Below are 12,584 nucleotides of genomic sequence, written 5' to 3'. Positions count from 1 at the left end.
GACATACATTACTCGTCGTGATCGCGTTATCCGGCGCAAACCTTTGGGTCGAAGGTGAATTCGAACATCGCCCATCGATTACAGTATACAACGCGGAGATAATCTGTTGGTTCCACGCCGATCAATTTTGTGTGTGATGCTGTCTTGCGTGCTTGCGTGATGGTCCGATGTCTAGTCCGCTGCAAAAGCGCCAATAATATCCGGGATAGCGGTGGGACTGTCCATTTTCTGCAGGGCCGAGATCGCGTCTTTGACGACCAGATTATATTGAGCCGCAGACCCTTCAAACGCGCAAGGGGTCGCGCCGACAGACCGGATCAGTCCGTAGGCTTTTTTGTTGTCGCGCAGGATATCGATCTGCAATTGGCGCAAGCCTTCGCAATAACAGTCCAGAAAAAGCGCCGTCATCAAGACTCTTGCTACGCCTAATCCGTGATATGGGTCCAGTACCGCAATGGCGAACTCACCTGTGTCGCTGGTTTCCGTCTCTCGAAACACATGCGCCGCGGCAATGGCGGGATGACCTTCTTCGTCCATATTGATCACCCCCCATGCGAGATGGAAGATGCCATCCACGCTCGCCAATCGTTCAACGACCGATGGAGGCATGGTTTTGGAGCCTGTGAAAAAACGCAAATAGCGGCTCTGATCCGACATTTGCCCGATACCCTTCTCGATTTCGGGAAGGTCGGAATGACGCACGCGTCTCAAACAGACATTTGTTCCGTTATCGAGTTTGGTATCCACAGACTGGACCTGATTCTGAAAAGACCACGAACCAGACATCAAATCTCTCCTCGTCGCACCGCCATTATTTGCCGCAGGCTGAATTTCCCCCGGCTCCGGTTGCCCGGCTTGGACTAGCATCAATCTGCTTGCGAGGCCATGGGAACGGCCTCTTTGAAAGTATGGGTGATGTAAGGGAAGGGTATCTCTATATTCGCGTCGTCCAGAGCGCGTTTGACCAGACGGATTACCTGGTCGCGGCTTTCATGCATGTCACGCTGTGCCGAACCTGACCACCACCGCAGCTTGAAATCAACGGAGCTGGAATTGAATTCGCAGGCAAAAATGTCGACCGGTTTCTGGTCGTCGGTGGAATCCGAGGATTTGACTGCAGCGCGAAGTACATCGCGTGCCTTTTCCAGATCGGTATCATAGGAAACGCCAACGATGACTTCATGGCGCCGGCTATTGTGATCGGTCAAAATCTCGACCGGGTTTTTGAACAAAATCGAATTTGGTACGATCGTTAGCTCGTTTGACATCTTCCTGATATGCGTTTCCCGGAGCAAGATTTGCTCTACTTTACCTTCGATGCCTTCGCAGGAAATATAGTCGCCAATCCGCATCTTCTCCCGCAACATGATCAATATGCCGGCGAGAAAATTCTCGAAAATATCCTGAAAGGCGAAGCCGATGGCAACCGTGCCGACGCCGAGGCCGGCAATCAGGCTTCCGGGTGTCAGATCAGGCAACAGGATCGTTAGCGCTATCAGCAAGCCGACCGTCCAGATTGCGATTTTCACCGATGTGTCGACCAGTTCCTGCAAAGATGGTCGCATAGACGTTCTTGTCGTCAGACGGTCTGCGATTGTCGTGGCAAATCTCGCGACAATCCACGTTGAAATTATCAGGAAAATGGCGATAACTAGGTTGGGCAAGAGGCTGACAACGCCTTCCCACATTGAACGCAATTGGGTGGCTAATATCTGGAGGGTATTAAGCGACTGATCTACTTGATTATTCATGCGCTTTAAACGCGCAAGTAACAAAATGGTTGCATATAGTGACCGGCAACCGGGAACTCTATCCTGCTGAAAAGGTTGATCGCCTATGTCGAACATATTCAGGCCGCGGAAAAATTGCTGGCGCGTCGAGCATGCAGATCGCTCTGCAGTTCTCATCGATGGCGAAAACTATTTTCGTGCAGTGCGAAAGTCGCTCGCTCAGGCGAAGCAGCGCATAATGCTGCTGGGCTGGGATTTTGACGAACGGGTGGAGATGCATGACACGGCTGAACAGCCGGAAGGGCCATTGAAGATCGGGGCCTATTTCGACTGGCTGCTCAAGAATAACCGTGATCTTGATATCTACGTGCTGCGCTGGGATACCGGGGCTCTGAAATCCTTTTTTCGCGTAAACGGACTGATGACCCTGATTCGCTGGTATTTTCACCCACGGGTGCATTTCAAGCTCGATTCCCACCACCCCGTGGGGGCAGCCCATCACCAAAAGGTCATCGTTATCGATGAAGATACGGCTTTCTGTAGCGGCATTGATGTCGCGAATAATCGCTGGGATACACGCGCACATGATGACAGCCAGAGCCATCGCCTCCAGCCGGATGGCAATGATGCCGGGCCCTGGCATGATGCGGCGATGGTGGTTCAGGGAGACGTTGCCCGTGCTTTGGCAGAATATGCCGTGCAGCACTGGCGGGCTGCTGGCGGCAAGCCGACCAAAGCGGTCACCGCAACAGCGGACTGCTGGCCTGCGGATCTGGATCCGGATTTCACCGATTGCCCGATCGCCATCGCCCGCACCTTGCCGAAAATGGATGATCAGCAGGGCGTCCACGAAATCGAAAACCTGTATCTCGATCTAGTCGCTGCCGCGAAAGATTTTATCTATGCGGAAAGCCAATATTTTGCTTCTGCCCGAATCGCCGCTGCGATCGCTGCGCGGCTGTCGGAACCGGACGGGCCGGAAGTCGTGATCGTCAATCCGCAAAGCGCGGAAGGCTGGCTTGAATCAGAGATCATGGACTCCACTCGCGCGCGTCTTTTTGAAGCGATAAAAGCGAAGGATAAATATGACCGGTTCCGCATGTTCCACCCGTTCAACGCCGCGGGAACAGCAATCTATGTTCATGCCAAAATATTGATCGTTGATGACCAGTATATTCGAGTCGGGTCGTCTAATTTTAACAATCGTTCGCTCGGTTTTGACAGCGAATGTGATGTCGCTATCGATGCCTCGGAAGTTCGCGATGACAGGGTGCCCAGCCAGATAGCTAGCGTCCGGAACGACCTGCTGGCGGAGCATCTGGGTGTTGATGAAAGTGATGTCCACAGCTCGCTCGAGGAAACGGGCTCGCTAATCGCTACCATCGACACCCTCAAAAAGCCGGGCCGTGAACTCAGGCTTTATCAAACGCCCGATGTCAGCGACGTGGAAGCGTGGCTGGCGGACAATGATATCCTCGACCCGAAACGGGCCGACGATGTGTTCGCGGGTGTCGTTTAAAAGCCAGCCAAGGCTGGCTGGCTGGATCTTTCAGTTATACAGCTGTTTCGCTGGGTTTCGTTTCGCTTTTTTGCTGAATCTTCTTGATGATGATTCGAGCGGCAACCGAAATAGCTCCGGCGGCGATGGTTCTGATAATATAACGCATGTCATTTTCCCTTGTTTGCTGTTCACTCTATCTACGGACGAGCAGCAAATTGGTTGCAGTCTGACGCCAAATCAGCGGCCAAATTTCATTGTCCAAATGGCAACAATCAAAGCAACGGCACCTGACGCCATCAAGCCCGAGACGATACGCATATTGTGAGGTTTTACCGGGGTAGCCTGATGCGAATTGAGGCGGTCCTGCACCGCGCAGCCATTGCGCTGGGCTACCCAGAAAATGAAAATTCCGATGATCATGAACAATGTCGCGATGGCCTTGGGCACCCAAAGCGGTTCGAGTTTCCCGAACAGGGCGTTGAAACCGAGGCCGATCCCGACTGCCGCCAGGCCGGTGCGCATCCAGCCCGCGAAGGTTCGCTCATTGGCCATGATCGTACGATCTTCAGCCCATTCGGTGCGGTCCTCGGCTAGATCCGTTCGCTCGCTCGCTAGATCCGTGCTGGATGTTTCCGTTGCCATGATCGTCTCCTGATAGCTCGCCAGAGCAGCGCGCCTGATTATATACCAAAAGCCCCGCCATCCATCCACAGGGGATGTATGTCGGGGCTTAATGTAAATGTTTAGGGTTTTAGCGTGACTAGATCGCCCGCGCAGAACCTCTTGGGCCAACGAAGAACCACAATATCAGGCCGATAACCGGCAGGATCAATATGATCAGCGACCAGATAATCTTGGCGCCGGTCGAAGAGCCGCTGCCCCAGACGCTGAGCAGTGCCCAGATGTCCAAAGCCAAAATCAGAAGTCCAACAATTCCATATTCCATGATAAATTCCCTTGTTTAAATATTATTGAAAGTGCGTATCCAGCGCGTCTTCAGGACGTCGCGTCTTCGAGATGGTCGATCAGACGACCGTCCGCTCGCAGTTCACCCTGATAGTTGCGCAACAACGTCTTCGCCGAAACCGACAGATCATCCTGCGTGAGCGCCTTTTCCAATTTCTTGCGCAGATATTCCTCGCCCGTCTCGACAGCTTCGATTGCAGCTTCGTCATTATCCTGCACGGCAGCGCTCAAATTCATGAACACGCGATGGGCGGACGCCAGGATCGTGCCGTCGCTTTCCGGCGTACCACCGGATTTCACAATTTCCTCGCGAACAGCTGCAGCCATTGCCCGGCGAGAAGCCGCGCGGCGGGAGAAGAAATTCTTGAACGTGGTCCGGTCCGCAATTTCGGCTGCTTTTTCGTAGCCATGCGTGGAGTCGATCAGAGTTTCCAAAACGTCATTTAAAATGTCCGTGGAAGCGTTATTAGTCATATCATCCTCGTTTTGCGTTGAATATGAACAATCAACATCGAACGTGCCGGTCGGTTCCAAACTAAATTTTTCCCGTCTGCCGGAACTTTTGCTATGCGATGGCGTATGCGAATGTTGCTGATTGGAATATTATGTCCCTATATCGCTGGCTCCTGACCGCCTTATTTCTGGCAATGGCGGTTGCCGCGCCTGTAACCGGCCTTTTTCCAGATTTTGATGCCCGTGCGCAGGTGCAATTGACCGAGCCGGTTGATGATCCGGAACCTGCCATCGATCCCGCGGCAGACAGCAGCGCCGATATCGCTATTGCGGACCGGTTGCGCGGTATTTTCCGGGAAATTGAGGGACTGGACGGTGTCGCGGTTGCGGTTGATGCCGGCGTCGTTCGCCTGTCCGGACCAATAGCCGATAATGCATCAGCGGACCGGGCGAAGGCCATTGCCCAGCGCGTATCAGGTGTGGTCACGGTTGAGTCCCAATTTGAACGTGATTTGTCTGTCGGCAGGAATGTCGAGCCGGTAGTCGATAAATTCAGCGCCAGTTTGCAGAACTTCCTCTCGGCGCTTCCGCTTATCGGGGTCGCGTTTCTTGTCGCCATTTTCGTAGGCCTGTTGGGCCATTTCTTTGCCTCGCGAATGGGGTTCTGGAAACGCGTCACGCCGAATATCTTTCTGGCCGAACTGATTTCCGGCTTCGTCCGCGTCCTTTTCATCATGGTCGGGATATTTATCGGCCTGGATATTCTCAACGCGACGGCATTGCTCGGCGCAGTGCTTGGCGGTGCCGGCGTAATCGGCCTGGCAGTCGGGTTTGCTTTGCGCGATACGGTCGACAATTACATGTCGAGCATCATGCTGAGCATTCGCCAGCCGTTTCGTGCCAATGATCATGTGCGGGTTGGCGAGCAGGAGGGGCGCGTGGTACGGCTGACTTCGCGCGCCACGATTTTGATGACCCTGGATGGTAACCACCTGCGGATTCCCAATGCGACCGTGTTCAAGGCGGAGATATTGAATTTTACCCGCAATCCGCAGCGGCGGTTCAGTTTCGAGCTGGGCGTTGATGCGGATGATGACCCGGCTGCCGCCATCGAAACGGGGCTTCGGGCCATCAACGGGCAGGATTTTGTTCTGGACGATCCCGAAGCCACGGCCGAAATCAGGGAAGTCGGTGATTCGAATATCCTGATTGCTTTTCATGGCTGGATTGACCAGCGGAATAGCGATTTCAACAAAGCTAGAGGTGCAGCGATCCGGGTGACCAAAAATGCTCTGGAAGAATGCGGCTTTGCCCTGCCGGAGCCGATATATCGATTGCGGTTCGACAATGGACCACCACAAATGATGGATGCGGCCAGTAAAGTCGAGCCCGCTAAAAAGGCGAGCAGGGAAAAACCGCCGAGAGTGCTGGCTAAAGATGCTTTTGACGTATCGCCGGAGGATCATGTCGAGAAACTGGTGGAATCAGAGCGATCGGATGATGGTTCTTCCGATCTGCTAGACGATCAGCAACCGGTCGAATGAGGAATAGGTTGCCTAATCTATGTTAAGACAGCGCGAAACAAATGCGCCTAATCTATTTGGTAGCGATAGCTCGGGGTTTGAACAGCGCCGCCAATAGAAAGTCATGTGTGGCCTCCCGTCCGATTACCTCCTACATTTTTGTCAGCACCGTGACGCCCGGCATCGATCAGGGCGATTTTCTGGCGATCAAGAATGATGCTATAGAAAATAGTCGGAATTCTGCAATAACCGGGCTTCTGGCTTGTAATGGGTTAAACTTCATGCAGTGCATAGAAGGGGATCGTGCCGTTCTAAACGTTCTCATGCACCGCATTTGGCAGGACAATCGGCATAACGGAGTAACCATAGTCGATGAGCGTGAGGCGCGAACCAGACAATTTGCGCAACTGCACGTGGTTGGTCGGTTTTGGTCGGCGCAGCAGGGCTTTGAACGGGCCGATCTCTCGGAGATACTAGCTGGCGAAACTGTCTCCAGTGTGGCTCGAACGATGTTTCAGAGCTTTAACTCTCTCGGCATCAAAAAAGACGGATAACAGTTTCGGATCGAGATGAAGCGAACGCAAGGCGTCTTGTTCTGGAGGTTGCCTCTATGTTACCGGGCGGTGGCTGGCTTCAGTCAGAAGTTTTCCCTTTAGCACTGGCTTTTCGAGCTTGTTCCAGATCTTCCGCTTCATCACCCTCCAACGCACGCGCTGCTTCTTTCGCCTTGCTTTCGACGTCGCCGGTCTGTGCAAATTCGTGTTGGGCTGCCTGAAAGCGGCGTGAGCCTTCCCGGCTCCCTTCGCCTTCCATCTTCAGATTTGAATCATTGTCAGCGCTATCGGTCATCATAAGAGTCTCCGGTTGTTGTATCTGTCTTCCATAACTTTAACGCAGGCTCACAGAGATTGTTCCGCGCCAATGGACATTATCCGGAAAAATTTATATGCAACCTTTCAGAACATCGGGTGTTCTGTCTTCGAGCAAGGAAAAAACGAGGCATGATTTGACAAGCCAGGATAAAAATCACGCTGATACATCAGAGTCTTCGGAGTCTAATGGTGCAGGGCAAAAGTCAAAGGATATGCCGGTGAAAAGCAAGGAAGACATGCAAGAGAGATTAGGCCTTGGGCTCAAGGACATGTATTCGAGTGTTCTGGACGAGCCGCTACCCGACGACATGCTGGCGCTTTTGGATCAGCTGGAAGAGAACGACAATAGCGACGTGAACTCCAGCCGGCCGGACGAAAATGAATAAGCCCCAGGCGTTGCCGCCGGCGCAGTTCAAGCAGCAATTGACGGAAGCCATTCCGCATTTACGCGCTTTTGGCAGGAGTCTGTCAGGTGACCGCGATGCGGCCGATGATCTTGTGCAAGATACTCTTCTGAAAGCATGGGCTGCCCGGGACCGCTTCATTGCAGGCACTTCGATGCGTGCCTGGACATTCGTAATTTTGCGGAACACTTTTTTCTCAAGCATGCGGCGAAAGAAATTCACTGCAAATTATGACGAGTTGGTCGCGGAACGGATATTATCGGCACCGGCCCCACAGCAGGAACCGTTGCATCTCGCTGACTTGCAGCGGGGGCTGATGGAATTGTCCGATGACCAGCGAGAGGCGATCATTCTGGTCGGCGCTGGCGGCTATTCTTACGAAGAGGCTGCAGATATTTCCAACTGCGCCGTCGGTACGATGAAAAGCAGGGTTTCGCGGGCGCGCAAGGCGCTGGAAGCCATTCTGGAAGAGGGGCGTTTTACCTCTGCCTCTGATGGTCATGATAATCTCACCGCTACGGCGCTTGAAAATATCATTGGTGCGGTTGAGAAAATAGCACCCTAGCTCGACCGTCTTTTGCCGACAGTCTAACCGGCTGGCGCTCGCAAGCAAAAATTTTCAAAATTCTAATGTAGCTTGCCCGACCCTTTGATCGGGAGCGCTAGTAATTATAGCGCCTCACCGCCGGTTCAGTAGTTTGAACCGGCAGTGAGGCGCGGGGCTTCTTCAATCAAAATTATGACTAAAATCAGGCGTCCTGCTTTGCCGTTGAAAAGAACAGGGCCTGGCTAATCGCAGCGCGAATAGCATTGGGTTGGAATGGCTTGGTGATCAGAAATGTCGGTTCGGGACGTTCCCCCGTAAGCAAACGCTCGGGGAATGCGGTAATGAAGATTACCGGAACCGAAATCTGTTCCAGAATATCCTTCACAGCATCAATGCCTGAGCTTCCGTCCGCCAGCTGGATATCGGCGAGCACAAGGCTCGGCTTTGCTTTTGCAACGGCTTCCAGAGCGCCCTTGTGGGTCGTCGCGGTTCCGCAGACACGGTGTCCCAGCCCCGATACGATCTGCTGCAATTCCATTGAAATAAGAGCCTCGTCCTCGATGATCAGAACATCGGACCTGATTTCCTTGTCAATCTCGGCAATGGCATCGTCAAGCAGGTCATTGATCGAATTTTCGCCAACATCGGCAATTTTTGCGACTTCGCTGACAGAAAAACCTTCCAGCGCGGTCAGCAGCAATACTTGACGGCTGATCGGGGGAATCGCGTTCAAGCGGTTCTGCGCCGTGTTGTCGTCTGGATCGTCCGTTACCCTGACATGCGCGCTTTCCCAGATACTGGCAAAGACGCGGTATAGATGGACCCTTACATCATTATTGTCTGGCATAGGTTCCGGATCGGCAATAATCGCTTCCAGTGTTGCCTTAACAAATGCGTCGCCGCTCTTTTGGCTGCCGGTTAGAGCCCGTGCATAGCGCCGTAGATAGGGAAGATGCGGTTTCAGATTTTGAGCTAGTGACATATTTTATATCTCCGTGATGGGTTCCCAACGCATGATTGGAAATAGGGTTCCATCATAATTTCGTTAGGCAGGTGACATTTAAATTTTTGGCTTGTGGTCTTGATCCGGAACCAATCTGGACGTCGTTCGTTGACTCATCATTAGACAGAATATGGAGAAAAAGAAATGACAGGCAATTATTCGGAAGAAATGGGCGCGGTGAAATCGGATCTGCAAACATTGAAAGATGATCTGGCAACCTTGACTAAGTCCGTCAAGGCCGATGCCCAGGCAAACGCATCAGAGTTGCGCGCCAACGCGAAGACAAAGTTTGACGCCGCGCGCGCCAATGCGGTTGAAGCCGGGACAAAGGGGCGCAAAAAAGCGCAGGCAACGTTCAAGGATAACCCGATCGTCAGCATCGCTGCGGCGGCTGGCATCGGGCTTGTCGTCGGCGCGTTGATGGCCCGCCGCTAGGCTTTCTGGAAGATGGACTTTAAAAGGGCTGCGAGATTTAAATCCCGCAGCCCTTTTTGTGTGACTGTCGACAGGAGGGCGACGCCCGGGGCCAATATCCGGTAACCGGACATTCTGCATATCGTCATAGTTCCTGGTTATCGGCGTGGTGGTGCGGATATTTTCAATCGTTTCATATAATTCTTCACGAGCATCATAATTCATGCAAAAGCCTCCGCTTGGATTAATTCCATCCCTATCGGATTTCGGGGTCAGTTACCGCATGGTTTGCCGCTTTGGTTCCACGGGCATGCAACAAGATCGCAAGTTGATCGTTAGTACCGGAACGGCTTCAGGGTCAGTGACAAAAAGGGGTTAGACATGAAGGCGGGTGACCAGATGACCGAAGAGTTGGAACCGACAATGGAGGCCGAAAGGTTGGCCACACTCGGTAGCTATCAGGTAATGGATAATGCCCGGAAGAACGCTTTCGATCGTATCACGCAGCTGGTCGCCGATATTTTTTCAGCGCCGATAGCGTCAATCTCCCTGATTGATGCAGACCGGGAGTTTTTTAAATCGGCGGTAGGCCTGGCTGAAATCCAGGCGGACCGCGATATATCCTTTTGCGCACAGATGATCGATAGTCACGAGCCCGTGGTCATTGAAGATGCATCGATTGAACCGCAATTCGATCGCAACCCTCTGGTGAGCGGTGATCCCTCTATTCGATTTTACGCCGGTGCGCCGTTGATCGCCCCCAATGGCATGGTTCTGGGAGCCTTGTGGTTCGCGGATACGGTTCCGCGATTCCGGATCACAAAAAACCAACTCAATCAGCTGAAAAACATGGCCGATATCGTGATGAGTGAACTGGAGTTGAGCCGCGAGATCCGTTTGCGTGAACAGGCGCAAAAAAATGCTGCCATCGATCGGTCGAATCTCGACCTCACGCTCGCCCTCAGTGATATCGCCAGCTTTCGGCTCGACCTTGAAACGGGAATGATCGAATGGGGCGGCGCCTATATGAAGATATGGGGAGAAGATGCAGGAGAGGCGCTTACACAAGTGGAAAGCGCTATGGCCCGCATCCATCCGGAGGATCGTGATAGCGTTACCGAAGCAATGAGCGCTGCAGCGGCGCCGGGCGAAAAATATGAAGCGCGTTTTCGTATCATATTGCAGTCGGGTGAAACCCGCTGGGTCGAGGGATATGGCGATTATTTCGAAGCGAACGGCCGGCCGACGCTAACCGGGGTCAATAAAGATATTACCCATTCCGTCGATCAGCAGGAACAGCTGCGGCTTCACACACGCGAACTCCATCACCGGCTCCGCAATCTTTTTGCTACACTGCAATCGATCATGATGCTGACCAAAAATTCGGCGACGTCGATTGATGATTATATCGAACGGATCAAGAATCGCCTGAGCGCGCTGAACCGGGCCCAGCAAATCCTGCTCGATACCAATTTTGTGACAGGATCGTTTGCCGCGCTGGTGAGGGACCTCTGCAAGACCTATCCGAGAGTGCGCTGGTTTGGACCCGATATTATTCTTGAAGAAAACGCGATGGTCTCGATATCGCTCGTGCTTAACGAGCTGGCCACCAACGCAGCCAAATATGGTGCGTTGACCGCGGATACGGGCCTTGTGAAGATCAAATGGACCATCCTTCCTGACGAAGATGGGCAGGATATTGTCGAATTGCGCTGGTCGGAAAGTGGTGGCCCCAAGTCACAGCCCGCTCCGTCCGTATCCGGCTTCGGATCCTCGCTTATCGATCATAGCATCACCCGCAATTTACGCGGAGAGATTGAACGGGATTGGACGGTCGACGGCCTTATCTGCACAATCACATTCCCTGCTCCTGACGAAGCGCGATATCGCTAGTGGCGCAAAAAGCCCTGCTCCGACGCATTTCCTTTTATGCCGATCTGGACGAGACTGATCAGCAGGTCATCATGCAGATCGACGGGCGGGAACGGCATTACGATAAAAATACCGAGATCATTGATGCGGGTCAGGAATTGGATAGCGTTCTGATCGTCAAGGAGGGCTGGGCGATCCGCTACAAGACGCTGGAGGACGGTCGACGTCAGGTATTGAACATATTGTTGCCGGGAGACATGTTCGACCTTCAGGTTCTGGTGGCGGCGGAGGCGGATCATTCTGTCAAAACGGTGACGAGTTTGACCGGCCTGTCGGTCAGGCCATCTGTTTTTCGCCGCCTGTTGACCGAATCCGGGAAGCTGACACTCGCATTTTGGTGGATGCAGGTTCAGGAAGAGGCGTTCCTGCGCGAACAGATTGTCAGAAACGGCAAGCAGACCGCCCGGGAAAGAATAGGGCATTTCCTGCTCGAACTTTATCGGCGGGTGCTGATTACAGGGGCCGGTACAAGCGACGGGTTTCGCGTGCCGCTAACCCAGACCGTTATCGCCGATGCTCTGGGGTTGACACCCATCCACACCAATCGGGTACTGCGGCAATTGGAACGGGATGGTCTGCTGGAGCGGGACAATGGATGGATATTGTTCAAGGATGAGGCTCGGCTCGCCGAGATCAGCCAGTTTGATTCAAGCTATTTTCATCTTGATGCGTTCCGAATGCGACTGGGCCGCGAATAAAATTTTGTTGCCATGGAACCCTGTAAACAACTAGACGTTTAATTATCGAACCATTGAAGGGAGTTCATAATGAAAAAAATTGCAATTGCTGCTGTAATGACCGCAGGACTGGCGCTTTCCGCCTGTGAAGCCAATGTAACCGAAGAAGGCGAAATGCCGACTATGGACGTTGATGTTTCCGGCGATGCGGGCCAGCTGCCTGAGATCGACGTAGAGACTGCCGATGTTGAAGTTGGTACCGAAGAAGTCACCGTTGACGTTCCTGATGTGGACGTGAAAATGCCTTCGGAAAAATAGTTTCTTCAAAACCGATAGACAAGAGTGGCCAGGCATTATGTCCTGGCCATTTTTTTGTTCTGCGCGCGTAAGATGCTCAAGTACAGGTGGTCCCGGCAGAGCCATTTCAGTGTAAAACAATGTGTGAAAAGTGGCTGGGAAATTAGTCCGTTGGTAAACGGGGGGATACGAAGGGCCAAATTTCCCAGCCGGTTTTTGAGGAATGAAATTAACGCCGGGTCATGGGTTAACATCCATTCGATCT

At 52.9% G+C, this 12,584-nt stretch carries 16 protein-coding genes; 9 read left to right on the top strand and 7 right to left on the bottom strand.

Going from position 1 to position 12,584, the window contains the following annotated elements; translation table 11 throughout:
• Window positions 1-171: 171 nt before the first annotated feature.
• Both ACWFTY_RS16540 and ACWFTY_RS16535 read right to left on the bottom strand, forming a co-directional pair.
• A complete protein-coding gene (locus ACWFTY_RS16540) occupies window positions 172-702 on the bottom strand; it encodes an N-acetyltransferase family protein (RefSeq protein ID WP_447525274.1) in 531 nt (176 codons plus the stop codon).
• Window positions 703-866: 164 nt separating this feature from the next.
• Window positions 867-1,688, bottom strand: coding sequence for a mechanosensitive ion channel family protein (locus ACWFTY_RS16535; protein ID WP_447526918.1), 822 nt, complete (start codon window positions 1,686-1,688; stop codon window positions 867-869).
• A gap of 280 nt (window positions 1,689-1,968) precedes the next feature.
• Here ACWFTY_RS16535 and ACWFTY_RS16530 point away from each other — a divergent pair, with 280 nt between their 5' ends.
• Window positions 1,969-3,249 carry a phospholipase D-like domain-containing protein gene (locus tag ACWFTY_RS16530; RefSeq protein WP_447525273.1) on the top strand — a complete coding sequence of 427 codons (1,281 nt, stop codon included), beginning with the start codon at window positions 1,969-1,971 and terminating at the stop codon, window positions 3,247-3,249.
• A 219-nt stretch (window positions 3,250-3,468) separates the two neighbouring features.
• Here the strand turns inward: ACWFTY_RS16530 and ACWFTY_RS16525 are convergent, their stop codons facing one another.
• The 3 genes from ACWFTY_RS16525 to ACWFTY_RS16515 form a co-directional block, all read right to left on the bottom strand.
• On the bottom strand, window positions 3,469-3,873 hold the full coding sequence (locus tag ACWFTY_RS16525) for a YidH family protein (RefSeq protein WP_447525272.1): 405 nt from the start codon (window positions 3,871-3,873) through the stop codon (window positions 3,469-3,471).
• Window positions 3,874-3,991: 118 nt separating this feature from the next.
• Window positions 3,992-4,177 carry a PLDc N-terminal domain-containing protein gene (locus tag ACWFTY_RS16520; protein ID WP_100093716.1) on the bottom strand — a complete coding sequence of 62 codons (186 nt, stop codon included), beginning with the start codon at window positions 4,175-4,177 and terminating at the stop codon, window positions 3,992-3,994.
• A gap of 50 nt (window positions 4,178-4,227) precedes the next feature.
• Window positions 4,228-4,671, bottom strand: coding sequence for a PA2169 family four-helix-bundle protein (locus ACWFTY_RS16515; protein ID WP_447525271.1), 444 nt, complete (start codon window positions 4,669-4,671; stop codon window positions 4,228-4,230).
• 131 nt (window positions 4,672-4,802) lie between these two features.
• On the opposite strand from ACWFTY_RS16515, the gene ACWFTY_RS16510 reads away from it, so the two are divergent.
• Window positions 4,803-6,194, top strand: a complete 1,392-nt coding sequence (locus ACWFTY_RS16510; RefSeq protein WP_447525270.1) for a mechanosensitive ion channel family protein — start codon at window positions 4,803-4,805, stop codon at window positions 6,192-6,194.
• A gap of 77 nt (window positions 6,195-6,271) precedes the next feature.
• Window positions 6,272-6,727 carry a BLUF domain-containing protein gene (locus ACWFTY_RS16505; protein ID WP_447525269.1) on the top strand — a complete coding sequence of 152 codons (456 nt, stop codon included), beginning with the start codon at window positions 6,272-6,274 and terminating at the stop codon, window positions 6,725-6,727.
• 79 nt (window positions 6,728-6,806) lie between these two features.
• On the opposite strand, the gene ACWFTY_RS16500 is transcribed toward ACWFTY_RS16505, so the two are convergent.
• Window positions 6,807-7,025 (bottom strand): hypothetical protein, encoded by a 219-nt coding sequence (locus tag ACWFTY_RS16500; RefSeq protein ID WP_447525268.1) that lies wholly within the window; start codon window positions 7,023-7,025, stop codon window positions 6,807-6,809.
• Between the two features lie 94 nt (window positions 7,026-7,119).
• Between ACWFTY_RS16500 and ACWFTY_RS16495 the strand changes: the two genes are divergently transcribed.
• Both ACWFTY_RS16495 and ACWFTY_RS16490 read left to right on the top strand, forming a co-directional pair.
• Complete coding sequence (locus ACWFTY_RS16495) at window positions 7,120-7,431, top strand: NepR family anti-sigma factor (protein WP_447525267.1); 312 nt, start codon at window positions 7,120-7,122, stop codon at window positions 7,429-7,431.
• The gene (locus ACWFTY_RS16490) at window positions 7,424-8,014 is read left to right on the top strand and encodes a sigma-70 family RNA polymerase sigma factor (RefSeq protein WP_447525266.1); all 591 of its coding nucleotides are present in this window, start codon (window positions 7,424-7,426) and stop codon (window positions 8,012-8,014) included. The genes ACWFTY_RS16495 and ACWFTY_RS16490 overlap by 8 nt, the downstream gene beginning before the upstream one ends.
• A 184-nt stretch (window positions 8,015-8,198) precedes the next feature.
• Here ACWFTY_RS16490 and ACWFTY_RS16485 read toward each other — a convergent pair whose 3' ends face one another.
• The gene (locus ACWFTY_RS16485; protein ID WP_447525265.1) at window positions 8,199-8,978 is read right to left on the bottom strand and encodes a response regulator; all 780 of its coding nucleotides are present in this window, start codon (window positions 8,976-8,978) and stop codon (window positions 8,199-8,201) included.
• 165 nt (window positions 8,979-9,143) lie between these two features.
• Between ACWFTY_RS16485 and ACWFTY_RS16480 the strand changes: the two genes are divergently transcribed.
• From ACWFTY_RS16480 to ACWFTY_RS16465, 4 genes are all read left to right on the top strand, one after another.
• Window positions 9,144-9,434 carry a DUF883 family protein gene (locus tag ACWFTY_RS16480; protein ID WP_447525264.1) on the top strand — a complete coding sequence of 97 codons (291 nt, stop codon included), beginning with the start codon at window positions 9,144-9,146 and terminating at the stop codon, window positions 9,432-9,434.
• A 360-nt stretch (window positions 9,435-9,794) separates the two neighbouring features.
• On the top strand, window positions 9,795-11,306 hold the full coding sequence (locus ACWFTY_RS16475; RefSeq protein ID WP_447525263.1) for a sensor histidine kinase: 1,512 nt from the start codon (window positions 9,795-9,797) through the stop codon (window positions 11,304-11,306).
• Window positions 11,306-12,043 (top strand): Crp/Fnr family transcriptional regulator, encoded by a 738-nt coding sequence (locus ACWFTY_RS16470; RefSeq protein ID WP_447525262.1) that lies wholly within the window; start codon window positions 11,306-11,308, stop codon window positions 12,041-12,043. Before ACWFTY_RS16475 ends, ACWFTY_RS16470 begins: the two co-directional genes overlap by 1 nt.
• Window positions 12,044-12,112: 69 nt before the next feature.
• Window positions 12,113-12,340 carry a hypothetical protein gene (locus ACWFTY_RS16465; RefSeq protein ID WP_447525261.1) on the top strand — a complete coding sequence of 76 codons (228 nt, stop codon included), beginning with the start codon at window positions 12,113-12,115 and terminating at the stop codon, window positions 12,338-12,340.
• The last annotated feature ends 244 nt before the right edge of the window (window positions 12,341-12,584 follow it).

It is taken from the genome of Parasphingorhabdus sp. NYA22 (genome assembly GCF_976973735.1).
The sequence above is the reverse complement of the archived record's forward strand: the minus strand, read 5'-3'. Positions and strand labels throughout refer to the sequence as shown.